At 69.5% G+C, this 24216-nt stretch carries 21 protein-coding genes; 10 read left to right on the forward strand and 11 right to left on the reverse strand.

Features of this window, described 5'->3' with window-relative positions:
• The first annotated feature begins 20 nt into the window (after nt 1–20).
• The gene (gene lpdA / locus QU602_RS10145) at nt 21–1394 is read left to right on the forward strand and encodes a dihydrolipoyl dehydrogenase (protein WP_308796326.1); all 1374 of its coding nucleotides are present in this window, start codon (nt 21–23) and stop codon (nt 1392–1394) included.
• A 58-nt stretch (nt 1395–1452) separates the two neighbouring features.
• Entirely contained in the window at nt 1453–2961 is a 1509-nt protein-coding gene (gene sucB, locus QU602_RS10150; protein WP_308796327.1) for a 2-oxoglutarate dehydrogenase, E2 component, dihydrolipoamide succinyltransferase, read from the forward strand.
• Here the strand turns inward: sucB and QU602_RS10155 are convergent.
• A complete protein-coding gene (locus tag QU602_RS10155) occupies nt 2958–4646 on the reverse strand; it encodes a serine/threonine-protein kinase (protein WP_308796328.1) in 1689 nt (562 codons plus the stop codon). The two genes, sucB and QU602_RS10155, sit on opposite strands and share 4 nt — an antisense overlap.
• A gap of 125 nt (nt 4647–4771) precedes the next feature.
• On the opposite strand from QU602_RS10155, the gene lipB reads away from it, so the two are divergent.
• The 3 genes from lipB (at nt 4772) to QU602_RS10170 (ending at nt 7203) form a co-directional block, all read left to right on the forward strand.
• On the forward strand, nt 4772–5407 hold the full coding sequence (gene lipB / locus QU602_RS10160; protein ID WP_308796329.1) for a lipoyl(octanoyl) transferase LipB: 636 nt from the start codon (nt 4772–4774) through the stop codon (nt 5405–5407).
• Entirely contained in the window at nt 5404–6393 is a 990-nt protein-coding gene (gene lipA / locus QU602_RS10165; RefSeq protein WP_308796330.1) for a lipoyl synthase, read from the forward strand. The genes lipB and lipA overlap by 4 nt, the downstream gene beginning before the upstream one ends.
• A gap of 96 nt (nt 6394–6489) precedes the next feature.
• Nucleotides 6490–7203: a DUF4191 domain-containing protein gene (locus QU602_RS10170; RefSeq protein WP_308796331.1), complete on the forward strand. Its 714-nt coding sequence runs from the start codon at nt 6490–6492 to the stop codon at nt 7201–7203.
• 77 nt (nt 7204–7280) lie between these two features.
• Here QU602_RS10170 and QU602_RS10175 read toward each other — a convergent pair whose 3' ends face one another.
• A complete protein-coding gene (locus tag QU602_RS10175) occupies nt 7281–7733 on the reverse strand; it encodes an RDD family protein (protein WP_308796332.1) in 453 nt (150 codons plus the stop codon).
• Nucleotides 7734–7870: 137 nt separating this feature from the next.
• Here QU602_RS10175 and glnA point away from each other — a divergent pair, with 137 nt between their 5' ends.
• The 5 genes from glnA (at nt 7871) to QU602_RS10200 (ending at nt 13010) form a co-directional block, all read left to right on the forward strand.
• Nucleotides 7871–9295: a type I glutamate--ammonia ligase gene (glnA, locus tag QU602_RS10180; protein ID WP_308796333.1), complete on the forward strand. Its 1425-nt coding sequence runs from the start codon at nt 7871–7873 to the stop codon at nt 9293–9295.
• A 283-nt stretch (nt 9296–9578) separates the two neighbouring features.
• Nucleotides 9579–9782, forward strand: a complete 204-nt coding sequence (locus QU602_RS10185) for a hypothetical protein (protein ID WP_308796334.1) — start codon at nt 9579–9581, stop codon at nt 9780–9782.
• Nucleotides 9783–9833: 51 nt separating this feature from the next.
• Nucleotides 9834–10136, forward strand: coding sequence for a hypothetical protein (locus QU602_RS10190; protein WP_308796335.1), 303 nt, complete (start codon nt 9834–9836; stop codon nt 10134–10136).
• Between the two features lie 647 nt (nt 10137–10783).
• Complete coding sequence (locus QU602_RS10195; RefSeq protein WP_308796336.1) at nt 10784–12286, forward strand: carboxylesterase/lipase family protein; 1503 nt, start codon at nt 10784–10786, stop codon at nt 12284–12286.
• Between the two features lie 82 nt (nt 12287–12368).
• Nucleotides 12369–13010, forward strand: coding sequence for a TetR/AcrR family transcriptional regulator (locus QU602_RS10200; RefSeq protein ID WP_308796337.1), 642 nt, complete (start codon nt 12369–12371; stop codon nt 13008–13010).
• Nucleotides 13011–13050: 40 nt separating this feature from the next.
• On the opposite strand, the gene QU602_RS10205 is transcribed toward QU602_RS10200, so the two are convergent.
• From QU602_RS10205 to QU602_RS10245, 9 genes are all read right to left on the reverse strand, one after another.
• Complete coding sequence (locus QU602_RS10205; RefSeq protein WP_308796338.1) at nt 13051–13893, reverse strand: helix-turn-helix domain-containing protein; 843 nt, start codon at nt 13891–13893, stop codon at nt 13051–13053.
• Between the two features lie 65 nt (nt 13894–13958).
• Nucleotides 13959–14777 (reverse strand): Atu4866 domain-containing protein, encoded by an 819-nt coding sequence (locus QU602_RS10210; RefSeq protein WP_308796339.1) that lies wholly within the window; start codon nt 14775–14777, stop codon nt 13959–13961.
• 20 nt (nt 14778–14797) lie between these two features.
• A complete protein-coding gene (locus QU602_RS10215; protein WP_308796340.1) occupies nt 14798–16228 on the reverse strand; it encodes an amidohydrolase family protein in 1431 nt (476 codons plus the stop codon).
• 71 nt (nt 16229–16299) lie between these two features.
• Nucleotides 16300–17100: an ATP-binding cassette domain-containing protein gene (locus QU602_RS10220; protein WP_308796341.1), complete on the reverse strand. Its 801-nt coding sequence runs from the start codon at nt 17098–17100 to the stop codon at nt 16300–16302.
• Between the two features lie 134 nt (nt 17101–17234).
• Nucleotides 17235–17468 (reverse strand): hypothetical protein, encoded by a 234-nt coding sequence (locus QU602_RS10225; RefSeq protein ID WP_308796342.1) that lies wholly within the window; start codon nt 17466–17468, stop codon nt 17235–17237.
• A 647-nt stretch (nt 17469–18115) separates the two neighbouring features.
• Nucleotides 18116–18316: a hypothetical protein gene (locus tag QU602_RS10230; protein WP_308796343.1), complete on the reverse strand. Its 201-nt coding sequence runs from the start codon at nt 18314–18316 to the stop codon at nt 18116–18118.
• Between the two features lie 161 nt (nt 18317–18477).
• Nucleotides 18478–19692: an MFS transporter gene (locus QU602_RS10235; protein ID WP_308796344.1), complete on the reverse strand. Its 1215-nt coding sequence runs from the start codon at nt 19690–19692 to the stop codon at nt 18478–18480.
• An 82-nt stretch (nt 19693–19774) separates the two neighbouring features.
• Nucleotides 19775–22801: a bifunctional [glutamine synthetase] adenylyltransferase/[glutamine synthetase]-adenylyl-L-tyrosine phosphorylase gene (locus QU602_RS10240; protein WP_308796345.1), complete on the reverse strand. Its 3027-nt coding sequence runs from the start codon at nt 22799–22801 to the stop codon at nt 19775–19777.
• A 12-nt stretch (nt 22802–22813) separates the two neighbouring features.
• Nucleotides 22814–24151: a glutamine synthetase family protein gene (locus QU602_RS10245; protein WP_308796346.1), complete on the reverse strand. Its 1338-nt coding sequence runs from the start codon at nt 24149–24151 to the stop codon at nt 22814–22816.
• Nucleotides 24152–24216: the final 65 nt, after the last annotated feature.

Consider the following 24216-nt stretch of genomic DNA (forward strand, 5'->3'; position numbering starts at 1 on the left):
ATCGCAAGGGAGAAATCCGTTTGTCCGAGCAGAACTTTGACCTCGTCGTCCTCGGAGGCGGCAGCGGCGGATACGCGGCGGCGCTTCGCGCCGCGGAACTCGGTTCCACCGTCGCGCTGATCGAGAAGGACAAGCTCGGAGGCACGTGCCTGCACCGCGGCTGCATCCCGACGAAGGCGTTGCTGCACGCCGCCGAGGTCGCCGACAATGCGCGCGAATCTGCGAAGTTCGGCGTCCAGGCGACCTTCGACGGCATCGACATGGCGGGCGTCGCGACCTACCGCTCCGACATCATCGCGAGCAAGTGGAAGGGCCTCCAGGGCCTCATCAAGGCCCGCAAGATCACGGTCGTCGAGGGCGAGGGCCGCCTCGTCGGCGGCACCACCGTGCAGGTCGGCGACGACCGGTACACGGGCAAGGACCTCGTGCTGGCGACGGGTTCCTACTCACGCTCCCTTCCCGGCCTCGAGATCGGCGGCCGGGTCATCACGAGCGAGCAGGCGCTCGAGCTCGATGTCGTCCCCAATCGCGTCGCCGTGCTCGGCGGCGGCGTCATCGGCGTCGAGTTCGCGAGCGTCTGGAAGTCGTTCGGCGCCGAGGTGACGATCGTCGAGGCGCTCCCCCACCTCGTGCCGAACGAGGAGGAGTCGATCTCGAAGCAGCTCGAGCGCGCGTTCCGCAAGCGCGGCATCGAGTACAAGCTGGGCGTCCGCTTCCAGAGCGTGACCCAGAACGAGTCCGGCGTGGTCGTCACGTTGGAGAACGGCGACACCGTCGAGGCCGAGTACCTGCTCGTCGCGGTGGGCCGCGGCCCCGTGACCGCCAACCTCGGCTTCGAGGAAGCCGGTCTCACGATCGACCGCGGCTTCGTCATCACCGACGAGCGCCTGCGCACGAACGTGCCGAACGTCTTCGCCGTCGGCGACATCGTGCCGGGTCTGCAGCTCGCCCACCGCGGGTTCCAGCAGGGCATCTTCGTCGCCGAGGAGATCGCCGGCCTCAACCCCATCGTGGTCGAAGACGTGAACATCCCGAAGGTCACCTACTGCGACCCCGAGGTCGCGTCGGTCGGCTACACCGAGGCACGCGCGGCCGAGAAGTTCGGCGCCGACCAGGTCTCGTCGTACGACTACAACCTCGCGGGCAACGGCAAGAGCCACATCCTCGAGACCAGCGGCTCGATCAAGGTCGTCCGCGTCAACGACGGCCCCGTCGTCGGCGTGCACATGATCGGTGCCCGCGTCGGCGAGCTCATCGGTGAGGCCCAGCTCGCCGTGAACTGGGAGGCGTACCCCGAAGACGTCGCGCCGTTCATCCACGCCCACCCGACGCAGAACGAGGCGCTGGGCGAGGCATTCCTCAAGCTCGCGGGCAAGCCGCTCCACGCGCTCTGAGCGCCACCACCACTGCAATAAGCTAGAAGGCGTCCCACGCTGTGAAGGAGACAAGCGCATGAGCGAATCCGTCAGCCTCCCGGCACTCGGTGAGAGTGTCACTGAAGGCACGGTCACCCGCTGGCTGAAGAACGTCGGCGACCGTGTCGAGGTCGACGAGCCGCTGCTCGAGGTCTCGACCGACAAGGTCGACACCGAGATCCCATCCCCGGTCGCCGGTGTCATCGAGGCGATCCTCGTCCAGGAGGACGAGACCGTCGAGGTCGGCACCGCGCTCGTCACGATCGGTGACGGCTCGGGTGCCGAGGCACCCGCCGAGGAAGCACCCGCCGCGGAAGCACCCGCCGCCGAGGCACCCGCCGCCGAGGCACCCGCCGCGGAAGCACCCGCCGCCGAGGCACCCGCCGCGGAAGCACCGGCCGCCGAGGCACCGGCCGCGGAAGCACCGGCCGCTGAAGCGCCCGCCACGGAAACGCCGGCTGCACCCGCTGCTCCTGCCCCTGCTGCAGCACCCGCTGCGCCGGCACCTGCAGCTGCCCCGGCTCCGGCCGCGCCGGCACCCGCGGCCGCTCCGGCTGCGCCGGCACCCGCTCCGGCTGCGCCCGCTCCTGCTCCGGCTGCGCCGGCACCCGCTCCCGCCGCTGCCGCGCCGTCGAGCGGCGCCCACGCAGGTGGTTCGGGCTACGTCACGCCCATCGTCCGCAAGCTCGCGAACGAGCAGGGTGTCGATCTCGCGTCCGTCACCGGCACCGGCGTCGGCGGTCGCATCCGCAAGCAGGATGTGCTGCAGGCGCAGGGCGGCCAGTCCGCGGCCGCCGCAGCTCCGGCGCGCCCGCAGCTGGAGACCTCGCCCCTGCGCGGCACCACGGTGCCCATGACGCGTCTCCGCAAGGTGGTCGCGGAGCGCGCGGTCGTCTCGATGCAGTCGACGGCGCAGCTGACCTCGGTCGTCGAGGTCGACGTGACACGGGTCGCGCAGTTCCGCGATCAGGTGAAGGGCGACTTCCAGGCGAAGACCGGCAACAAGCTCTCCTTCCTGCCGTTCTTCGCGAAGGCCGCCGTCGAGGCGCTCAAGGCCTACCCGATCATCAACTCCACGGTCGACGGCGACGCGATCGTCTACCCCGAGCGCGAGAACCTCAGCATCGCGGTCGACACCGAGCGCGGTCTGCTCACGCCGGTCGTCCGTGACGCGGGTGAGCTCGACATCGCCGGGCTCGCCGCTCAGATCGCCGACCTGGCCGACCGCACGCGGAACAACCAGCTGAAGCCCGATGAGCTCTCCGGCGGCACGTTCACGCTGACCAACACCGGCTCGCGCGGCGCGCTGTTCGACACGCCGGTGGTGTTCCTGCCGCAGACGGCGATCCTCGGCACCGGCATCGTGGTCAAGCGACCCGTGGTCCTCAAGGCCGACGGGCAGGACACCATCGCGATCCGCTCGATGGTGTACCTCGCGCTGTCCTACGACCACCGCATCATCGACGGTGCCGACGCCGCGCGCTTCCTGAGCGCGGTCAAGGACCGCCTCGAGCACGGCGACTTCGAGGACGACCTCGGCATCTAGCCGAAGATCTCCCGCAGACGCCAACCGGCCTCGCTCCTCATCACGAGGACCGAGGCCGGTTCTCGTTCAGGCTCGCGGTACGGCATCTCGACCAGCCAGGCCCCGCCCATCTCCCCGGTGACCCGCGCGCCGTCGGGTGCGAGCTCAGGTGGAGGCGCGTCAGCGTCACCCGTCTGCACCGCGGCCATCAGCGCCCGATCGGCGGAATCCAGACCCGACCCCGGTTGCAGCACCGCGTCGAGGCAGGCGGCGTCAGCTTCGGCGAAACACTGCGCGCGGACCGCGAGGAGTTCGATCGCCGCCGCGGCCGCATCGGTCTCGGTATCGGTGGCCGGCACTCCGCCCCCGGCCTCGCCCGGTGCCGGATCGCTGGGCGGCGCCGCTCCCTCGGGCTCGGCGGCGGCTCCAGCAGCCACGGCGGACGCTGCGGGCACGGACGCCACCGCGGTCGCGGACCCCTCGTGCTCCGCGGTGGACGGATCGGCGGGCGGCACCAGCGTGAGCGCCAGCACGAGTGCGGCGCCGCCCGCCAGTGCGCCGACGACCAGCACGGCCCGACGGCCCGCGAGCGCGCCGCGGAACCGTGCACGGAGCGCCCCCGCGCGGCTCGGCCCCGCACGCTGTGGTTCGCCATCGGCCAGGGTCTCGTGGATCACGCCGTGGAACGAGGAGAGGCTCCGCGGAAGCCAGCTGCGCGGCGGGGCGAGTTCATCCTCCACGCCGAGCGCTCCGCGTTCCGACGACCTGGCCGCCGGCGACCGCGCCGCGCGCTCGGCAGATGACGCGAGCGCGCCGGCCGTCGTCACGGGTGGCGCGTGGCCGCTCGGATCCTCGACGCGGTGTCGGCGGCCGCCGCCGGCCCGCTCGAACGAGGCCGAGCCGACCGCGACCGGCGCCGGCGCCGCCACCGCGAACAACATGCGTTCGAGCTCGTCGGCGTTCGTGCGGAACGGGCGCACGGCGAGCAGTTCGTCGAGCAGGTGTCTGACCGGGTCGAGTGCACCCGGTGGGCGGGTCATGGCCGAGACGTCGGCGACGAGCCGGCCGAGCGCGCCATACATCTCCCGGACGAGAGCCGTGCGCCCGCCGGGGGCGTCGGCGATCGTGTCGAGTCGCCGCAGTCCGCCGGTGCCGATCACGCGCGGCCGGCCTGAGGCGTCGAACATCACGTCGGACAGCGCCAGGCGAACGTGTGCGAATCCGTGCCGTTCGAGTTCATGCACCGCCACCACGATCGGCGCCAGCACCGTCACCGCCTCGCCCGCGGTGAGTCCGCGGCCGACGGCGATCGCGGCCAGCGTGGGTCCGGCGAGGCGTTCGACCACCACGCAGGTGCGGCCGTCGGCCAGGGTGGCGAGGTCGACCAGCGCGGGCAGCGACGGTGCGATCGCCATCGCCTCCACCTCGGTCGCGATCGCCTCGGCATCGGCGTGAGCGTCGTAGACCCGCATGGCGACCAGTCCGCCGCGCTGATCGGCGGACTCCGCGGTCGGCTCGCCCGGCGGCTGCCCCGGCCGCTCCACGGTGGCGGCGAGATAGACGTCGGCTCGCTCGCCCGTGGCGATGCGCCGCACGAGGCGATAGCCCGCGAGCCGCTCGGCGTCGCCCCCGGTTGGCTGTTTGGCGGTCTCGGCGGACGAGGGCTCCTCGGGCGGATCTGGCGGGGTACGGGAACGACGGCGCATGCCGACGAGTGTGCGCCGTTTCGAGGCATCCGTCGTAGCCGTCCTGCCGATCTGGGAGCCGATGCCAGCGGGATCGGCCTGTGGAGGGCGCGTCCTGAGGATGTGTCGACATCTAGACTGGCCCGATGCTCGACTATGTCGTCACGGGGCTAAGCGCCAACTCCGTGCCATACAGCGAGGGCCTCGCCCTCCAGCGCGCCCTTCATCGGGCGGTCGTCGCGGGGGCCTCCCCCGACACCGTCATCCTCCTGGAGCACGAGTCCGTGTACACCGCGGGCACCCGGACCGCGCCCGACGAGCGACCGGACGACGGCAGCCCTGTCGTCGACGTCGATCGCGGTGGCAAGCTGACCTGGCACGGACCGGGGCAGCTCGTCGGCTACCCGATCCTCCGGCTCGCCGAGCCGTTCGACGTCGTCGGCTACGTCCGTCGGCTCGAGTCGGTGCTCATCGGCGTGCTCGCCGACCTCGGCCTCGAAGGCCGGCAGGTCGCAGGTCGCTCAGGGGTGTGGGTCGGCTCGACGCACCTGGAGAAGATCGCGGCGATCGGCATTCGGGTCGCCGAGGGCGTCACGATGCATGGATTCGCGCTGAACTGCTCCAACTCGACCGATCCGTATGACCGGATCGTCGCGTGCGGCATCCGCGATGCGGGCGTCACCACCATCTCGCGCGTGCTCGGTCGCACCGTGCAGCCTCTCGAAGTGATCGCACCGCTGCAGCGAAGGTTCGACGCCGAGTTCGAGGGCGTCGCCGCGTGAGCGCCGCTCCGGACGGCCGGCGGATGCTCCGCCTCGAGGTCCGCAACGCCCAGACGCCCATCGAACGCAAGCCCGAGTGGATCAAGACCAGGGCGAAGATGGGCCCCGAGTACCGGGCGCTCACCGCACTCGTGCAGGGCGCGGATCTGCACACCGTCTGCCAGCAGGCCGGCTGCCCGAACATCTACGAGTGCTGGGAGGATCGAGAGGCGACCTTCCTGATCGGCGGCGCGAACTGCACCAGGCGGTGCGACTTCTGCCAGATCGACACCGGCAGACCTGCTGAGTACGACCGCGATGAGCCGCGCCGCGTCGCCGAGTCCGTGCAGCGCATGCAGCTGCGCTACGCCACGGTCACGGGCGTCGCGCGCGACGACCTGCCCGACGAAGGGGCCTGGCTCTACGCGGAGACCGTCCGGGCGATCCACGGGCGATCGCCGGGCACGGGCGTCGAGATCCTCGTGCCCGATTTCTCGGGCCGATCCGAGCACGTCGCCGAGGTGTGCTCGGCCGAGCCCGAGGTGTTCGCGCACAATGTCGAGACCGTGCCCCGGATCTTCAAGCGCATCCGGCCGGCCTTCCGGTACGAGCGTTCGCTCGGAGTGCTCAGCGCGGCCCGCCGCGCCGGGCTGATCACGAAGTCGAACCTCATCCTCGGCATGGGCGAGGAGCGCGCCGAGATCTCACAGGCGCTCCGCGACCTCCATGACGCCGGGACCGACCTCGTCACCATCACGCAGTACCTGCGCCCGAGCCCCCGGCACCTTCCGGTCGCCCGATGGGTACGGCCAGAGGAGTTCATCGAGCTCAAGGCCGAGGCCGAGGAGATCGGATTCCTCGGCGTGCTCGCGGGCCCGCTGGTGCGCTCGTCGTACCGCGCCGGGCGGCTCTGGGCGCAGTCGATGCGCGCCAGAGGGCGGGCGATCCCGGCCGGCCTCGCCCATCTCGCCGATGCGTCGAACGGATTCGAGCAGGCGGTGGGCTGAGACATCCGTCACCGATCGCGTGGGCCGCGCGGGCGCCGCGCCCCACCCGTGTTCGAACGGTTCGGGAGTCGTGTCAACGCCGGTATCCTGGACCCTATGGCACGCACCAAGGACCGCTCGTCCGCCCCCAAGGAGCCAGGCCGCCTCAAGCAGATGTGGCAGGTCTTCCAGATGACCCGCCGGTACGACACGACGGCGCCCTGGTTGATGCTCCTCGCGTTCCTCGCGCCCGTCATCGTCGCCCTCGGCCTCGCGATCTGGCTGAGCGGAGGCAACGGCTTCACCATCGCCCTGTGGGTCGTGGCCGGTGCGCTCGCCGGCCTGCTGCTGGCCATGATCATCCTGGGCCGGCGTGCCGAGCGGGCCGCGTACTCGCAGATCGACGGCCAGCCCGGTGCGGTCGGCGCGGTGCTGCGCAGCGGGCTCCGCGGTGGCTGGGTGGGCAACGAGATGCCCGTCGCCGTGAACGGCAAGACGCAGGACGCGGTGTACCGGGCGGTCGGCCGTGGCGGCATCGTGCTGATCGGAGAGGGCGACGCGTTCCGCGCCGAGCGCATGCTCAAGGATGAGCAGCGCAAGGTCGCGCGTGTGCTGCCGAACGTGCCGATCCGCTTGCTCACGGTGGGGCATGGCGACGACTCGGTCGAGCTGCACCGCCTCGGCGCGACGCTCCGGAAGTCGAAGAAGGTGCTGACCAAGCCCGAGGTGCTCGCCGTGTCGAACCGGCTCAACTCGCTGCAGAACTCGCTGCCGATCCCGAAGGGCATCGACCCGATGAAGGTCCGTGCGCAGCGCGGCCGCATGCGCTGACCAGCGACCCACACGACACGGATGCCTCGCGCGACGCGCGAGGCATCCGTTCGTGTGTCAGGCGCGGATCCGGTGCCTTACGAGCGGATGATGAGCGTGCCCGCGATCTTGTCGTGGAGGCCGCGCTGGTCGGAGTCCCACACCAGAGCGGGGATGACGACCGCGAGCAGGAGCGTGCGCACGACGGGCCGCCACAGGCCGATCCAGCCCCCCATGAGCGGCACGACGTTCAGGCCCACGAGGCGGTGCCCGACACTCCCGCCGATGGTCGGGATGAACAGGATCTGCATGACCACGAAGACGCCGAGCGTGACCCACCCGTGGAGCGGCGACTCGTAGGGTACGAAGAACATGGCGACGAGGAGCGCGATGGCCCAGTCGATCGCGAGGGCTCCGATGCGGCGACCGATGCGACCGATCGAACCACGGCCCTCAGCGGGAAGGCCGAGCCGCTCGCCGGGCCATCGACTGGGTTCGACGCCGCCCGACGTGGAGGCCGGCTCGTTCGGAATGCGTTGCGGGTCGGGCATCCGTCGATTCTACCGATCCTTCCGTCGCGTAACATGGCCGAAACATTCGCGTCATGGCCGGGAAACCGCTCCCGGCTAGCGTCGGAGGCGCCTCTGCGAGGTCCCCCGCCGATCCCCACCGCTTGGAGCGTCGTCACATGTTCAAAGATTCGTCTGAAGTCCTCGAGTTCATCAAAGAGACGGACGTCAAGTTCCTCGACATCCGTTTCACCGATCTCCCGGGCGTGCAGCAGCACTTCAACATCCCGGCGGCGACGGTGGACGAGGAGTTCTTCACGGTCGGCCAGCTGTTCGACGGTTCCTCGATCCGCGGCTTCGCGAACATCCACGAGTCCGACATGCAGCTGATCCCCGACGTGTCGACGGCCTACATCGACCCGTTCCGCGTCGAGCGCACGCTCATCATGGTGTTCGACATCTACAACCCGCGCAACGGCGAGATCTACGCCAAGGACCCGCGCCAGGTCGCCAAGAAGGCCGAGAAGTACCTCGCCTCGACCGGCATCGCCGACACCGCGTTCTTCGCTCCCGAGGCCGAGTTCTACATCTTCGACGACGTTCGCTACGAGGTGACCCAGAACGGCAGCTTCTACTCGGTCGACTCCGAAGAGGGCGCCTGGAACACCGGCCGCAAGGAAGAGGGCGGCAACCTCGCCAACAAGACCCCCTTCAAGGGCGGCTACTTCCCCGTCTCCCCCGTCGACAAGCAGGCCGACCTGCGTGACGACATCTCGCTGAAGCTCATCGACGCCGGACTCATCCTCGAGCGCGCCCACCACGAGGTCGGCACGGGCGGTCAGGCCGAGATCAACTACCGCTTCGACACGATGGTGCACGCGGCCGACGACATCCTCAAGTTCAAGTACATCGTGAAGAACACGGCCGAGCAGTGGGGCAAGACCGCCACGTTCATGCCGAAGCCGCTCTTCGGCGACAACGGCTCGGGCATGCACACGCACCAGTCGCTGTGGAACGACGGGAAGCCGCTGTTCTACGACGAGGCGGGCTACGGCGGCCTCTCCGACCTCGCGCGCTGGTACATCGGCGGCATCCTCAAGCACGCGCCGGCACTGCTCGCGTTCACCAACCCGACCGTGAACTCGTACCACCGCCTCGTGCCCGGCTTCGAAGCCCCGGTCAACCTCGTCTACTCGGCGGGCAACCGCTCGGCCGCGATCCGCATCCCGATCACGGGCACCAACCCGAAGGCCAAGCGCATCGAGTTCCGCGCGCCGGATGCCTCGGGCAACCCGTACCTCGCATTCGCCGCGCAGCTCATGGCGGGCCTCGACGGCATCAAGAACCGCATCGAGCCGCACGAGCCGGTCGACAAGGACCTCTACGAGCTGCCAGCCGAAGAAGCCAAGTCGATCCCCCAGGTGCCCGGCTCGCTCGACCTCGTGCTCGACGCGCTCGAGGCCGACCACGACTTCCTCCTCGAGGGCGGCGTGTTCACCAAGGAGCTCATCGAGACCTGGATCGATTACAAGCGCGAGAAGGAGCTCAAGCCCCTGGCCCAGCGCCCGCACCCCTTCGAGTTCGAGCTGTACTACGGCGTCTGATCCAAACGAGGCGAATGCGTAGGAGTGCGTAGCTGCACGCAGCAGTACGTACCTCGTTTCGCCCTGGAGGCTTTCTCCACTTTCTGAGCCCCGGCTCCTGCTGGAATCTCCTAGTTGAGACCAGATGGACCGGGGTTCAGTCGTTCCCGTGCGCGTTCTGCGCACTCCCCCAACAACGACGCGCGTTGGGCGCGCTTGACGAACTCTCACTCGCGCTGAGTACAAGAAGTCCACACTTGAACATTGGCTCGGGCGCCGGCGAACGACCGCGCATAGAGGGACCATGACTACACAGAGCAAGCTGCCTCGTCTCCTCTTGACCCTCGAGCTCTCGGAGTACCTGGATGTGCCGTCTCGCACTTTGGAGGCATCGCGTGCTCGCGCCGGCGGGCTCCCGTTCGTCCAGTTCGGCCGGCAGGTCTGGTACCCGGATGACGCCTCGACCGAATGGATGAGCGAGCGCAAGCCGGTCCCGACCGCGCGTTAGCCCTTCAAAGTCACGGCATGAGGACCATCTACCCGGCAAAACCGGGAAGATTTGACCGATTCTGAACGTGGCGTCGTCGTCGAGCTGATCGAGACGCTGAAGCATCGATCAGGCTCAGCATCCGAGCAGAGCAGCGCGTTCGCCTTGTGCGGCGGAGCATCACAGACCTCACTGGAGTCGCCGTCGGTGCGCGGCGTGGGCTTCCAATTCGCGAGCAGGCTCGACTCTCGTCGGGCCTTCCCGCTCTTCCCAGCACTCGCAGGCAACGGAGCGACCACCCGATCGCCACAGGAGTCCGAGCCTCCCGAGAACGAAAATCTCGTGGACGTCGAGATCATCGCCATCTACTGGTGATGCTGCGCATGGATGCGTCTCGACCCCTTCGTCTCTAACAGCGCAACCAGCGTGCTGGGGCGAGGCACAGCTCCGCCAACTTCAGGTGGCCGGGGTCTTGTGCGCGACGGCGGCGGCGGGCGCCCCACTCCCAATCGCCCGTTTCTAGCCCCGGCCCTCACCTATCCAGATGTCTCTCCACGATTGCCCAGACGCCAGGAGTTCCCGCGTACTCAGTCCGTGGGCGCCGGAATCTGCCCGAATCCGTGCCCACGGGTTCCCGATTCCCGCACGAGCTGTACTACGGGTGTGATCGCCCCGCAGCAGCCCGCGGCTGACGCGAAGCACCGCGTGGCGCTTCCGTAGTCGCACGAGCTTCGGCCTCAGCCGTTCAGAGCCCCAGTGGCTACCGGTTCCTCCCGTGGAGTGCTGGTTGCTACTGGGGCTCTGTCGTTTGCGACGTGCGGGTGTCGGGTCTCGAGCATGCCGCGGCGGAGGCGAGCACCTCCCCGACGTCCGGGCGCCCCAGACAGGGCCGGGCCGTCCCACTCATGCATCGCCGTTCGATCTCTCCTCCGGGGTTGAGATAAACGGAATCATGATTCACTATTATGGTGAATGTAGGTTCCGTTTATCGGATCGACGTCGAGAGACCTGGAGGCACGCGCGTGACGAGCACGACAATCGCGACCACCGAAGCAGGACGAGTGCGAGGAGTGGCGAAGGAGGGGGTCGCGACCTACCTGGGCATCCCCTACGCGGCCGCACCGGTCGGAGAGCTGCGGTTCGCTGCCCCACAGCCGGTGCCGCCATGGGCGGGCGTGCGGGAGGCGGTCGATCCCGGTCCGACGGCGCCTCAGCGTGGCGCGAACCGGTGCGCCGGCATCGACATGTTCCCGATCACGGGCGCCGAGTGGCGGCGGGGCGACGACTTCCTCACCCTGAACGTGTGGGCGCCGATGGAGGGGACGGGGCACCCCGTGATGGTGTACGTCCACGGCGGTGGGTTGACGCTCGGCACGAAGGACGCAGCGGTATACGACGGCCGGAATTTCGCCCGGGACGGCGCCGTCGCGGTGAACATCAACTACCGCCTCGGTGTCGAAGGATTCCTGGCGATCCCGGACGCGCCGACCAACCTGGGCCTCCGAGACATGCTCGCCGCGCTGCACTGGGTGCAGGCGAACATCGAGGCGTTCGGCGGCGACCCGTCCAACGTGACCGTCTTCGGGGAGTCGGGTGGTGGGATCGCGGTCGCTTGCCTCCTGTCCAGCCCGCTGTCGACGGGACTGTTCGCCCGAGCGATCGTGCAGAGCGGGCACGGTTCGGCCGTGTATCCGGTGGCCATCGCACACCGGTTGACCCGGAAGATCGCGGAGCTTCTCGACGTGCCCGCCACCGTGGCTGGGTTCCGGTCAGCGCCCCCAGAGGCTGCGCTGGCCGCACTCGGCCGGGCGTCGCGGCCCGGAACGGTCGATCTGCGCGATGACACGGGTTTCGTGCCCGGCTTCGGGCTCACGGTCATCAACCCGGTCTTCGGTGACGACGTACTGCCGCTGCATCCCCTCGACGCACTCGAGGACGGAGCGGGTCAGGAGGTCGATCTGCTCATCGGCACGACCGAGGACGAGTTCAACTTCACCACCGCGCCGTTGCGAGCGGTCCTCGCCCCGACGTGGTTGGCCCGGCTGATCCTGCGTCGCCTGACGCCCGAGGCGGACGAGCTGATGCACGCCTACCGGGAACAGGATCGTCGGGCTCGCGGCGGAGTCGTCATGTCCCGCATCCTTGGAGACCTGGCATTCCGCGGGCCCGCCCGGGAGTACGCCGGGGCACACCGGGGACGCACGTTCTTCTACGAGTTCGACTGGGACTCACCCGCCAGCGGCGGGCGCCTCGGCGCGGCCCACGGCACCGACATCGCGTTCGTGTTCGACACGCTGCCCTCGGTCACCGGCAAGCGCGGCATCCTCGGCACCAACCCGCCGCAGCGACTCGCCACCAGGATCCACGGCACCTGGCTCGAGTTCGCCGCCGACGGCCGCATCCCCTGGGGTGAGTACGACGCGCACCACCGCCGCGTGCACCGCCTCGCCGCGGACACCACCATCGACGAAGCACCCATCCTCGCTTCTACGATGAGCTCGACTCGCGCGACCGCACGGCCTTGATCCTGACCGGCTCCCCCGGGCCGAGCCCCGGATAGGCTCGTCACACAGCGCACGCGAGAGAGCCCGGCAGCGAAGGAGAATGATGCGTTCCGACGCCCGCCGCAATCAACAGCGGATCGTGGACGCGGCCCGTGAGCAGATCAGCAGCCACGGACCCGACGTCCCAATGGAACAGATCGCCGCGGTCGCCGGCGTGGGCGTCGGGACCCTCTACCGGCACTATCCGACGAAAGCCGATCTCGTTCACGCCATCCTCACCGAGTACATCGAATCCCTCATCGCTCAGGCGGAGGAGGCCGCCCAGCACCTCACGAGACCGAGCGATGCGCATCGGGCCATCGTCGCCCTGCTGCAGGACTTCCTCGAGACCGCAGCGACCAACCGGGCGCTCAAACAGGCCGCGGCGGCACTGAACGAGACGCACGCCACCGTCGACCAAGACGACCGTGCCCGAACCGCCCTGAGTGCGCTCGTCGCGTCCGCCTCCGCGGACGGTGACCTGAACCCGGGTGTGACGGCGGACGACGTCCTGCTCCTCATGAACACCGCCCCCACGCACCTGGCACCGCTCGAACGGAGACGATGGCTCGAGATCTGCATCGCCGGCATCAGCCGCGAGCCGACTCCGCTCAGCTCGCGGGAAGCCGAGCCGCCGCGCGTCCAGAAGGGCTCGACACGGCCGACGGGTTCATCGCCGACATCCGCACGCTCACCCACCTCCTGAAGAACTCGCCGACCGGTGGCCCCGGAGCAGCGTGTGCGCGTCACCGAGCGGCCTGCCCTCCACGCAGCCCCTGCGTCACGTGCAGTGATGCGAGCAGTTGCAGCTTCTCCGCGCTGGGCGAGGAGGGGGCCGCGCTGTAGACGATGAGCTGGGTTCCCGGCGCACCGCGGACCTCGAAGGCGTGATGGTCGAGGACGAGTCCCCCGACCGCGGCATGATGGAACGCCTTGGCGGCGTGGGTCTTGCCGCGCACCTCGTTCGCGCGCGCCCACAGCGCCCGGAAGGCATCGCTGGCCGCCGACGTCTCGATGACCAGCCGTCGCACCTCATCGGCGGATGCCACATATGACTGTGCCAGCCGCAGACTCGCGACGCAGGACTCGGCGGCGCGCTCCCAGTGCACGTAGAAGTCCCGTCCCGCAGGATCCACGAAGATCATGCGCGGGAGGTTGTCGATGCGCTCGAACGCCGAATGCAACGCACCGGCGAGCGGGTTGTGTGCGAGGACGTTGAGTTGGCGATCGATGATCATCGCCGGGGTCTGCGACCACGCATCGAGCAGGTCTCGCAGCGGCTGCGGCACGGGTGCGGCGGTCGCGGGTCTGATGACGGGCGCCAGTCCGGCGAGCCGGAAGACGTACTCGCGCTGATCGGCGTCGAGGTGCAGCGCGTTCGAGAGCCCGTCGAGCACCGATGGCGAAGGATGGGTCTCGCGACCCTGCTCAAGGCGCGTGTAGTAGTCCACGCTGATCCCGACGAGCATCGCCACCTCCTCACGCCGCAATCCGGAAACTCGCCGCCCGGGGTTCGTCTCGAGCCCGACCTCGGCGGGTTGGACCTGTCCGCGACGGGTCTTCAGATAGGTGCCGAGGGCGGAAGTCATGCTTCGACCGTAGGTCGAAACCTCTAGCCGTGCCAGGGCGTGGCGCACCCCGGCTGTACCGGCGCTCATTCACGGGTCATGACGAACCCGGCGTGGTGGAGCGTGCCGTCGAGCATCTCGCCGAACGCCCAGAATCCCGAGTCGTCGAGGTAGGTGATGCGTTCATCGCGGACCCAGTACCGGCCGGTGTAGGCGTTCGCTCGGCCACCCCGGGTCTCGGAGTATCGACCTTCCGCGGTCAGATGCTGCTGCAGTCCGCGGCCCGGATCTTCCCACGTCCCCACCCAGCGGGCCTCGGCCGCAGGGTCGATCAAGTCGTCGCCGGCGGTGCGGGTCGGCGCACCCTCCCAGGCCTCGAGGTGTCCCCCGACATACACGGCCACCAGGTCGTCGGGGTCGACCACCAGCATCCGGCGGATCTGGGACTCGCTGACCGGACGCCGGATCACCGCGAAGGTGGCGGGATTGCCAGGCCGCAGGTCGTAGATCGCGCGCTGGGCGTCGGGGCGTTCGGCCAGGGCGCTCTCCACCATGAGCGGCACCGCATGGGCGCCGCCGGCGTCGACCACCGCGGCGTCGCCGGCGGGCCTTCCGTCCACGAAGACACCATCGGAGATCCGCAGTTCACCGGCCGCCGCACCGCCGTCCGTCTGCATCACGAGTGCGCCCATGACGACGAGGACTCCCGCCGCACCATCATGCATCGATTGCTCCGGTCGTCGGTCGGCGTTCGGGGCCGAGGTCGGGGGCGCGGTCGCGGGCGTGGGCGTGGGATCTGCTCCGCGGCCACCGTCGCACGCGGTGAGGAGCGCCATCGCCGCAGCCGCGACGGTGCTCACGACGGACGAGCGGGCGGCGCGATACGAGCGAGGACGACGTGCCATGCGTGCTCCAGCGTCGGTGGTCACTGATCGCGAGCCTCGGTGGCGGCCAGACGCCCAGCGATCGCCGCGACGGAATCGTGGACCTGCGCACGCAGTGCATCGACATCCACACCGACGAGCTGACCGCCCCACTTGCGCACGTGCCCCGCCACCCACACCGAGGAGATGTTCGCCCGGTCGGCACCCAGGACGAGTGTGCCGATGGCGTCGTGCAACGGCATCGTGTTGATCGCCTCCGCGTCGACGACGATGAGATCAGCCTGTTTGCCCGGTGTGATCGATCCGACTCGATCGTGCAGCTGCAACGTACGCGCGCCGGACAGCGTCGCGAAGTCGAACACGTCGTGCGTGGTGATCCGGAGCGGCTCCTCGAGGCTGCCGTATGCGGCGTTCACGGCACGCATCCGCTGAATCGTCAGCAACCCCCGCATCTGCGTGAACAGGTCAGAGGCGAGTGCGACCTCCACATCGACCGAAAGGCCGGGGCGGATGCCGTGAGCGAGTGCCTCGTCGACGGGTGGAACGCCATCTTCCAACCCGATCTGCGCATCGGACGTGGGTGCGAGCGAGACAGTCACGCCGTGATCGCGCATCGCGGCCCATGCCCGCCCCGACAGTGCTGTGGAGTGGATCGATTCGATGTGCGGCCCGAGAAGTCCCTGCGCTTCCCAATCGACGATGGCCGCTGACGCCGCCGGGCCGAACATCACATCCAGGCTGACACCGATGTCGAGGTCGCGGGCGAGTTCGGCCAGCTCAGGACCGAAGGCCAGTCGCTCCCCTGCGATGTCGGGGGTGGCCAGCGCGGCCAGCCGCAGGGTGACGAGCTGATCGTCGGACGGCACATAGGTTGACCGCAGTCGGTGCAGATCGTGCGGCCACTGTCCGTCCCAGTCCCCGAAGTGGGGCGCCATCGACGCGTGCACCCCACGGATGCCGGACTCCATCAGCGCCGTGATCGCGGCATCCGAGTGTGCACCGGTGCGAGCGTTGTGCGAGAAGTCCAGCATGGTGGTGATGCCGCCGTCGAGGGCGGTGAGCGCCGCGAGACGGGTGCCGATGGAGATGTCCTCCGGCCCGTATGCGGGGGCGACCCGCACCAGCGTCGCCTGGAGGTAACCCATCAGGTCGTCGACGTCGGGGATCGTTCGGCGCATCTGCGCCTGCCACGCGTGTCGGTGGGTGTCGATCATGCCCGGCGCGACGATGCTCCCTGAGACGTCGATCGTGATCGCCTGGTCGAGCTGCAGATCTCGGCCCACGTCGACGATGTGAGACCCGCGGATCAGCACACTGCCACGCTCGAGGACTCCCAGGCTGGGGTCCATGGTGACGACGGTCGCCCCGGTGAGCAGCACGAGGCGCTCGGGGTCCGCAGCAGAGCGCTGCAGTGCGTCGAAGCTCTGGCTCTGGTCGGTCGAGTCCAGCTGGCCGGACAAAGCGGTGATCATGACCATCAGCCTCCGCCTCCTCGCGATGCCGCGGAAGGCCGCACCGCACCCAGGACGTGAGACACCCCCGCTCACTCCCAGCGGAAGAGCAGCGCGGCGACGACCCCGCCGAGGGTCGTGAGCGGTTCGGGCAGCGCGTCGCGGCCGCCGAACATCCCGCCGAGGGCGCCGAACGCGAAGAACACGATGAGGCCGATCGCCACCGCCGAGTTGGGCGTGGGCGCCACGGCGGCGACCATCATGCCGACGCTGTACATGGCGAGCATCGCCAGCAGGCCGACCCCGACGGCGACCCCGAGGTGGACGGGCGGGTTCGCCCCGAAGGCGACGGCGGCGACGGTGAGCGCGAGCGCGATGCCGAACACGGCCTGGATGACGCTCACGACCACCTGCGCGATGAGCACCATCGCCGGGGATGGCCGCCCCGCGAGGGCGAGCGCGATCGAGAGCCGCTGCTGCTGACCGCCGGAGAGCTTCTCGAATCGCGTGCCGCGCTGTTCGTCGAGCGCGACCATGTCCAGGAGTTCCGCGGCGGGGCGCGGGTTCGGATAGAAGCTCCGGTACAGCTCGAGGAGCTCGGACACGCGTAGCGCACCGTGCAGGTACGCCTGTTGGAGCTGCACGCCGAGGACCTGACGAACTCGGGCGCGGTCACGGCGAGGATCGAGGCCCAGGACTCGCACCCGGCCGCGGTCGGGTGCCCGGAGTCCGGCGATCATCTCCACGGTCGTGGTCTTGCCCGCCCCGTTCGCACCGAGGATCCCGAACGTCTCACCGGCCTCGACGCGGAGGCTGACGTCGGCGACGGCGATGGTCTGCCGGTAGTGTTTCGCGAGCCCTTCGGCGAGGATCGCGGGTTCGGTCGTATTCATGCTTTCACGCTAGGAATGGGCGCACCGGTTTCGCGCGTGCGGGAAGTCACCGCTCCCACCCATGACTTTCGGCAGAGGAGCGGCCTGCTGCACCCTATGGATCCTCGGCACAACATAGCTTCGTGGGAGCAACGTCAGGTCGTGCGGGATTTGGAGCCCAGCGGCCAGCTGATTCCATCGACCTTCGATCCACGCGCGGCCTTCACCTGAATCTCGACCAGTCGCCGCTGATGTCCTTCGGCCAGTACCGCAAGGATGTCAGTGCGCTCGAGGCCGTCGCGGGTGAGCGCCGGCGCCCATCCGCGCCGCGCCAGCTCGGCAGCAACGTGATGCTCGCCGATCGTCTTCGTCTGCTTCGTGTCCACCATCGTTTTGACTGTAGCGAGAGGCTCCGACTGCGGGCGATTCTGATCCGCTGTCCTCGCGACTGACCAACTTGATGGAGACTCAGAGCCGTCGCGAGGTACGACCTCCAGTGAACCTGTGCAAACTGCGCACAAGTTGCAGAGCCTCCCAAGCCCCAGGATCGAGCCGCTCTCTGTGTGGACGGACGAGGCCATGACGGCGCTCAGAGTGTGACTGAGGTGGGTCCACACTCTTGCCAGACCGAAGGCCGGCCGCGCGAGAAGCGCCGAACTCGGTCCAATGCGACGGACCACGTAGCGTGGAGAGGTCAAACGTTCGGGATCTCCGAACTGCCCCGGGGCGCCGCAGATGGCGGGACAGGTGTCCATTAAGTGGCCAGAAACTACCCGAAGTGTCCACGAGTAGGACCCTGACTAATGCCCTACTTTCCCGGAATCACGGGGTTTTCGGGAGGAACGCCCAACACGAGCTGCGTTCGAGCGCCGTCGCCTGGTCTGTTGACGACACCGAGCGCATCAACCGCGGTGCGATGTCACGCCGGGCGTCCGCGAGCGGTCGCGTCAGCCGCGCTTGACGACGAAGAAGGACCCTCCGAGCGCGCCCGGAGGGTCCTTCGGCACGTCAGGTCACACCGCGCGCCGGGTCATGCTCAATAGTTCTGGTACCGGTAGTCGGTGTAGCTGCCGTCCGCGTTCTTCCAGACGGCCACACACGCCTGGCCGTTGTCACGGACGACGACCTCCCCGCCTCCCGAGGCAGATGCGGCGCTCGCCCCGGCGAGGGCCAACGCGCCGGCGAGGCCGACGGTTGCGAGCGAGCCGACAGTGATGCGGCGAACAGAGATGGCCAAAGGAGTACCTCCCAATCTCAAGGCGAAGCGAAATGCTGCGCGTGTTTCCGTTTCCACGGTAGAGGTCGCCAGTTCACGCGTGCAGGCCTTGACATTCCGGATCGGGACCCCCGGCATCTGAGCGAGGGACTCGGTCGCTCAGATCAGCGGGGACGCCCATCTCATCGCTCGTCTGTTGTCGGTACCGCGTCGGCGACGCGCCGGCGCATCGCGAGTGCGGCCCCGACCGTTGCCAGGAGGACGAGCGCGGTGAAGACGACGAGTACCGGCACGAGCGGTGCGACGACGAGGGCGGCGCCGAGCCCGAGCACCGGGAAGGCGACGCCAGAGTAGGCGATGAGGAAGAGCAGGGCGAGGGTCTCGCCGCGGCGCTGTGGGTCCGCGACGGTGGCGGCCGTCGCGACGGCAGACTTGAAGAGGACGCCGACGCCGAGACCCGCGATCACGCCGCCTGCGATGAAGACGGCGAGCAGCGAGGCCACCGCACCGATCGCGACACCGACGAGTCCCGCGCCGCAGGCGATCGCAGCGAGCATCAATTGGGTCCGCAGGGCGATCGACCCGAGGGCGAGCTGGCCGAACGCCGACGCGCCGAAGATGGCGAACGTCACGGCACCGGCGACGAGGTGATCACCCTCGTCGAACGTCTCGACGAGGAACGTCGGCGTGAGCGACGAGAGCAGACCGAAGACCGCGAACCCGGCGAACGCACCGAACGCCGCGGGCCGGAACACCGCTCGCGCGGCCGGCGCGATCGAGAGCCGCTGCGGACGGTAGGCGACCCGCGTCTCCGGCCTCGGCACCGTCTCGGGCACGAGCATGAATGCGAGCGCGATCGCGAGCAGGAGGACAAGGAACACGAGATGCGGCAGCACGAGCGGAGCAGGCAGCGTCTCGGCGAAGAGCCCGCCGACGAGCGGGCCCAGCGCGAGCCCGCCGAGGTTCGCGGCGCTCGCGATCGAGGCGGCGAAGACCGGCGACTCCCCCGGCCTGGCCGCCGCGCGAAGCTCACCGAGGTACGCGGTCGCGGTCGCCGTGAACAGGCCGATGCTCGCGCCGTTCACCAGGCGCGCGGCGATGAGCCCGGCGACCTCCTGCTGCCAGATGAGGAACATCGCCGCCGAGCCTGCGGCGACCAGGGTCGCGATCACCAGCACCTTCCGCCGGCCGACCCGGTCGCTCACATGCCCGGCCAGCACCAGCGCGACCATGACTCCGAGCGCGTACGCCGCGAAGATCACGGTGATCACGGAGACCGGGAACCGGTCGGCGCGCTCGTAGAGCGGATAGAGCGGCGTCGGCACCGTCGAGTACGACATGAACAGCAGAAATCCGGCCGCGACGACCCAGAACCCGCGTGCGTGACCGATGCTCACGCGCTCATTCTGCCGGTCGGCGGCTCCGGACCGCACGCATCTGCCGCGTCGGATGCCGCGTGGGATGTCGCGAACGGATGCCTCAGCGACTCGGCTCGCGGCGCGGCTCGACGCCGTAGAACCCGCGTTCGAAGACCGCGCGCGCCCGGCGCGTCGCCGCGAGGTAGTCCTCCTCGAGCTGGCTCGCGGAGCCCGGCGGGTAGCCCATGATGCGCGCGACGCCCTCGAGCGAGGGCCGGTCGACGGGCAGCACGTCGGTCGTCTTGTCCAGCCAGAGCGTGAGCGCCGAACGGGCGCGTGAGGCGAGGATCCAGGCGGCGCGCAGCGTCTCCGCATCCTCGGCGGCCACCAGGTCGGCCGTGACGGCCTGCGTCAGCGCATCGAGCGTCGACGTCGTGCGGAGCGCCGGCACCTTCGCCGCATGCTCCAGTTGCACGAGCTGGATGTACCACTCGACGTCGGAGAGGGAGCCGCGCCCGAGCTTCAGGTGGCGGGCCGGATCGGCGCCCTGCGGCAGCCGCTCGTTCTCCACGCGCGCCTTGATGCGCTTGACCTCGCGCACGTCGCGCTCGGAGATCGCTTCGGGGTATCGCACCGTGTCGGCGAGTTCCGTGAAGTCCGCGATGAGCGAGGCATCCCCCGCGACGCCCCTGGCACGCAGCAGGGCCTGCGCCTCCCAGGTGAGCGACCAGCGCGCGTAGTACGCCCGGTACGCCTCGAGCGAGCGCACGATCACGCCGTTCCGCCCCTCTGGCCGGAGGCCGGCGTCGAGATCGAACGGCAGCCGAGCGTCCTCGGTGAGGCGCACCAGTTCCGCGACGATGCGCTGCGCGCGCGGGTGCGCCGTCTCAGCCGCATCGCCCACGGCGCGGTAGACGTACATGATGTCCGCGTCCGAGCCGATGCCGAGCTCCCGCCCACCGAAGCGGCCCATGCCGATCACGGCGAACTCGAGGCCGTCGGACTCGATGCCGTCGGGGCCGGGTCGGCGGATCGCCTCGACGACCCCCGCGATGTGGTTCTCGGCCACGTCGCTCAACCCGTGCCCGAGCTCCTCGATCGTGCACACATCGAGGATGCCGGCCAGCGCGAGCCGCAGCACCTCGCGGCGTCGCATGGCGCGCAGCACATTCGCCGCGGCATCCGCCGTCGCATGCCGTGCGAGCACCGCACGCGTCTCGTCGCGCAGCGACGCGAGACTCCGCGGTCGCAGCTCGTCGAGGTCCTCGAGCCAGGCGACCGCCTCGGGTGTGCGCTCGAGCAGCTCACCGACGAAGCGTGACCCGGCGAGCACCCGGGTGAGGCGCATCGCGGCATCGGACGAGTCGCGCAACAGTCGCAGGTACCAGTGCGTGCCGCCGAGCGTGTCGCTCAATCGCCGGAACGCCAGCAGCCCGTAGTCCGGATCGGCCCCCTCGGCGAACCACGACATGAGCACGGGCATGAGGTGCCGCTGGATGGTCGCCCGCCGCGAGACGCCCGCCGTGAGCGCACCGATGTGGGCGAGCGCGCCGCGCGCGTCACGGAACCCGATCGCGGCGAGTCGCGCCTCGGCCCGCACACTCGTGAGCTCGAGCCCGCCCGCGGGCAGCCCGGCGACCGCCGAGAGCAGCGGGCGGTAGAACAGTCGCTCGTGCAGGCCGCGCACGCGCTGGCGCGTCGCCTGCCAGGTCGCGGTGAGCTCGCCCGCATTGCGCCCCAGCCCGGAGGCGCGAGCGAGGACCCGCAGCTCCTGGTCGGACGTCGGCATGAGATGCGTCCGGCGGAGCCGCGACAGCTGGATGCGATGTTCGAGCACCCGGAGCATCCGGTAGTCGAGCGCGAACTCGGAGGCCTCCTCGCGCCCGACGTACCCTTCGGCCGCGAGTGCCGCGAGCGCCGGCAGCGTGCCCGGCTGCCGGATCGAGTCATCGGATGCTCCGTGCACGAGCTGCAGCAGCTGCACCGTGAACTCGATATCACGAAGCCCGCCCGGACCGAGCTTCAGCTGCACGTCGACCTCGTCCGCCGGGATGTGGGCGGTGACGCGCTCACGCATGCGTTGCACCGACTCGACGAAGCCGTCCTGGGATGAGCTCCCCCACACCTTCGGCCCGACCGCCGCGAGGTACCTCCCGCCGAGCTCGCGATCGCCCGCGAGCGGGCGGGCCTTGAGCAACGCCTGGAACTCCCAGCCCTTCGCCCACCGGTCGTAGTACTGCACATGGGACTCGAGCGTGCGCACCAGCGCACCATCCTTGCCCTCGGGGCGCAGGTTCGGGTCGACCTCCCAGAGCGGCGGTTCCACGCCGGCCTCGCCGATGATGCGCTGGGCGAGCATGGCGAGCCGGGTCGCGATCTCGATCGCGCGCCCCGTGGCGACGACCTCGTCGTCGGCCGATTCCCCCACGTAGATGACGTCGACGTCGCTCACGTAGTTCAGCTCGCGCGCGCCGGCCTTGCCCATGCCGATGACCGCGAGGCGTGTCGCTTCGACCTCGGCCACCGGGTACTTACCCGGCGCCGCAGGCTCGCCCGGACGTCTCCCGATCTCGGCGCGTGCGAGCTCGAGCGCCGCGTCGAGCGCCGCGCCCGCGAGATCGGCGAGCCCCTCGGCGATCGTGTCGACGGCCTCGACCGCGCTCGGCCTCGTGAGATCCCAGACCGCAATGCGCGCAAGCAGGCGCCGATACCGCGTGCGAAGGGCCCTGGTCGCCCGGTCGAGGTCGACCCCGTCGCTGTTCGCCTCGGCGACCGCCTCGATGAGCCGTGCCGTCGCGGACGGCTGATGTTCGGGTGCGCGCGGCTCCTCGGCGAGCAGCACCAGCTCGCTCGGGTGCCGTTCGAAGAACTCCGCCAGGCCACGTGACGCGCCCGTGACCCGCGCGAGCCGCTCTGCGGCGCGCGGATCGTCGAGGAGACGGTCGACCGCCTCGGGTGCACGTTCGCGCAACCGCATGGTGGCCGCGACGGCGGCGTCTGGATCGGCCGCGACCGCGAAGACCGTGATCAGAGTGTCGGGCGCGACCCCGCTCGTCTCCGCAAGCTCACCGAGTGCGGCCGAGGCTCGATCGAGGTCGTCGAATCCGGCGCGCGCCAGCGCGCCGAGCAGGCTCGTGCGACGAGACATCCGGCTGCTCGTCTAGAGGATCTCGAGGTTCCGCTGCAGCTCGAAGGGCGTGACCTGCGCGCGGTAGTCGCGCCATTCGGCGCGCTTGTTCGCGAGGACGAAGCTGAACACCTCTTCGCCGAGCGTCTCGGCCACGAGCTCCGACTCCTCCATGAACTCGATCGCGTGATCGAGGCTCGCGGGCAGCGGGTCGTAGCCGAGCGCGCGCCGCTCGCTGTCGCTCAGCGTCCAGACGTTGTCCTCGGCCTCGGGCGGAAGCTCATAGCCTTCCTCGATGCCCTTGAGTCCCGCGGCGAGCAGCAGCGAGTATGCGAGGTACGGGTTCGCGGCCGAGTCGATCGCGCGGTACTCCACGCGCGCACTCTGGCCCTTGTTCGGCTTATAGAGCGGCACGCGCACGAGCGCCGACCGGTTGTTGTGCCCCCAGCAGACGAAGCTGGGTGCCTCGTCGCCGCCCCAGATGCGCTTGTACGAGTTCACGAACTGGTTCGTGACCGCCGAGATCTCGCGCGAATGCCGCAGCAGACCCGCAATGAACTGTCGGCCGATCTTCGACAGCTGGTACTGCGCGCCCGCCTCGTAGAACGCGTTGGCGTCGCCCTCGAACAGGGAGAGGTGCGTGTGCATGCCACTGCCCGGATAGTCGGAGAACGGCTTCGGCATGAACGTCGCGTACACGCCCTGCTCGATCGCCACCTCTTTGACGACCGTGCGGAACGTCATGATGTTGTCGGCCGTCGTGAGCGCGTCGGCGTACCGGAGGTCGATCTCGTTCTGGCCGGGACCGGCCTCATGGTGGCTGAACTCGACGGAGATGCCGAGGTCTTCGAGCATCCGCACCGAGCGGCGGCGGAAGTCGTGAGCGGTGCCGCCCGGGACATTGTCGAAGTACCCAGCTGAGTCGACGGGCGCCGGCCCCTCGGACCCGTACTTCGACGACTTGAGCAGGTAGAACTCGATCTCGGGGTGCGTGTAGAAGGTGAAGCCGCGGTCGGCTGCGCGCGCGAGGGTGCGCTTCAGCACATTGCGCGGGTCGGAGACCGCGGGCTCGCCATCGGGCGTCGTGATGTCGCAGAACATGCGCCCGGTGGGGTCGATCTCGCCGCGCCACGGCAACGTCTGGAACGTCGTCGGGTCGGGGTACGCCAGCAGGTCGGACTCATAGGTGCGGCTCAGGCCCTCGATCGCCGAACCGTCGAAACCGATGCCCTCGTTGAATGCGCCCTCGACCTCGGCGGGCGCGATCGCGACGGATTTCAGCGTGCCCACGACGTCGGTGAACCAGAGCCTGACGAACTTGACCCCTCGCTCCTCGATGGTCCGGAGCACGAAGTCCCGCTGCTTGTCCATGCACACCCTTCCTCGCTCGTTTCAGCGTACTGGCTCGCGGGCGCCGGACCGCACCGCGCAGCGCC

The organism is Agromyces protaetiae, from assembly GCF_030866785.1.
Classification (GTDB): Bacteria; Actinomycetota; Actinomycetes; order Actinomycetales; family Microbacteriaceae; genus Agromyces; species Agromyces silvae.

What these genes read in the sequence shown, in the direction of transcription:
- sucB (WP_308796327.1), top strand. Translation starts at nt 1,453, where the DNA reads ATGAGCGAATCCGTCAGCCTCCCGGCACTCGGTGAGAGTGTCACTGAA.
- QU602_RS10155 (WP_308796328.1), bottom strand. Translation starts at nt 4,646, where the DNA reads ATGCGCCGTCGTTCCCGTACCCCGCCAGATCCGCCCGAGGAGCCCTCG.
- lipB (WP_308796329.1), top strand. Translation starts at nt 4,772, where the DNA reads ATGCTCGACTATGTCGTCACGGGGCTAAGCGCCAACTCCGTGCCATAC.
- QU602_RS10170 (WP_308796331.1), top strand. Translation starts at nt 6,490, where the DNA reads ATGGCACGCACCAAGGACCGCTCGTCCGCCCCCAAGGAGCCAGGCCGC.
- QU602_RS10175 (WP_308796332.1), bottom strand. Translation starts at nt 7,733, where the DNA reads ATGCCCGACCCGCAACGCATTCCGAACGAGCCGGCCTCCACGTCGGGC.
- glnA (WP_308796333.1), top strand. Translation starts at nt 7,871, where the DNA reads ATGTTCAAAGATTCGTCTGAAGTCCTCGAGTTCATCAAAGAGACGGAC.
- QU602_RS10185 (WP_308796334.1), top strand. Translation starts at nt 9,579, where the DNA reads ATGACTACACAGAGCAAGCTGCCTCGTCTCCTCTTGACCCTCGAGCTC.
- QU602_RS10200 (WP_308796337.1), top strand. Translation starts at nt 12,369, where the DNA reads ATGCGTTCCGACGCCCGCCGCAATCAACAGCGGATCGTGGACGCGGCC.
- QU602_RS10205 (WP_308796338.1), bottom strand. Translation starts at nt 13,893, where the DNA reads ATGACTTCCGCCCTCGGCACCTATCTGAAGACCCGTCGCGGACAGGTC.
- QU602_RS10210 (WP_308796339.1), bottom strand. Translation starts at nt 14,777, where the DNA reads ATGGCACGTCGTCCTCGCTCGTATCGCGCCGCCCGCTCGTCCGTCGTG.
- QU602_RS10215 (WP_308796340.1), bottom strand. Translation starts at nt 16,228, where the DNA reads ATGATCACCGCTTTGTCCGGCCAGCTGGACTCGACCGACCAGAGCCAG.
- QU602_RS10220 (WP_308796341.1), bottom strand. Translation starts at nt 17,100, where the DNA reads ATGAATACGACCGAACCCGCGATCCTCGCCGAAGGGCTCGCGAAACAC.
- QU602_RS10225 (WP_308796342.1), bottom strand. Translation starts at nt 17,468, where the DNA reads ATGGTGGACACGAAGCAGACGAAGACGATCGGCGAGCATCACGTTGCT.
- QU602_RS10240 (WP_308796345.1), bottom strand. Translation starts at nt 22,801, where the DNA reads ATGTCTCGTCGCACGAGCCTGCTCGGCGCGCTGGCGCGCGCCGGATTC.
- QU602_RS10245 (WP_308796346.1), bottom strand. Translation starts at nt 24,151, where the DNA reads ATGGACAAGCAGCGGGACTTCGTGCTCCGGACCATCGAGGAGCGAGGG.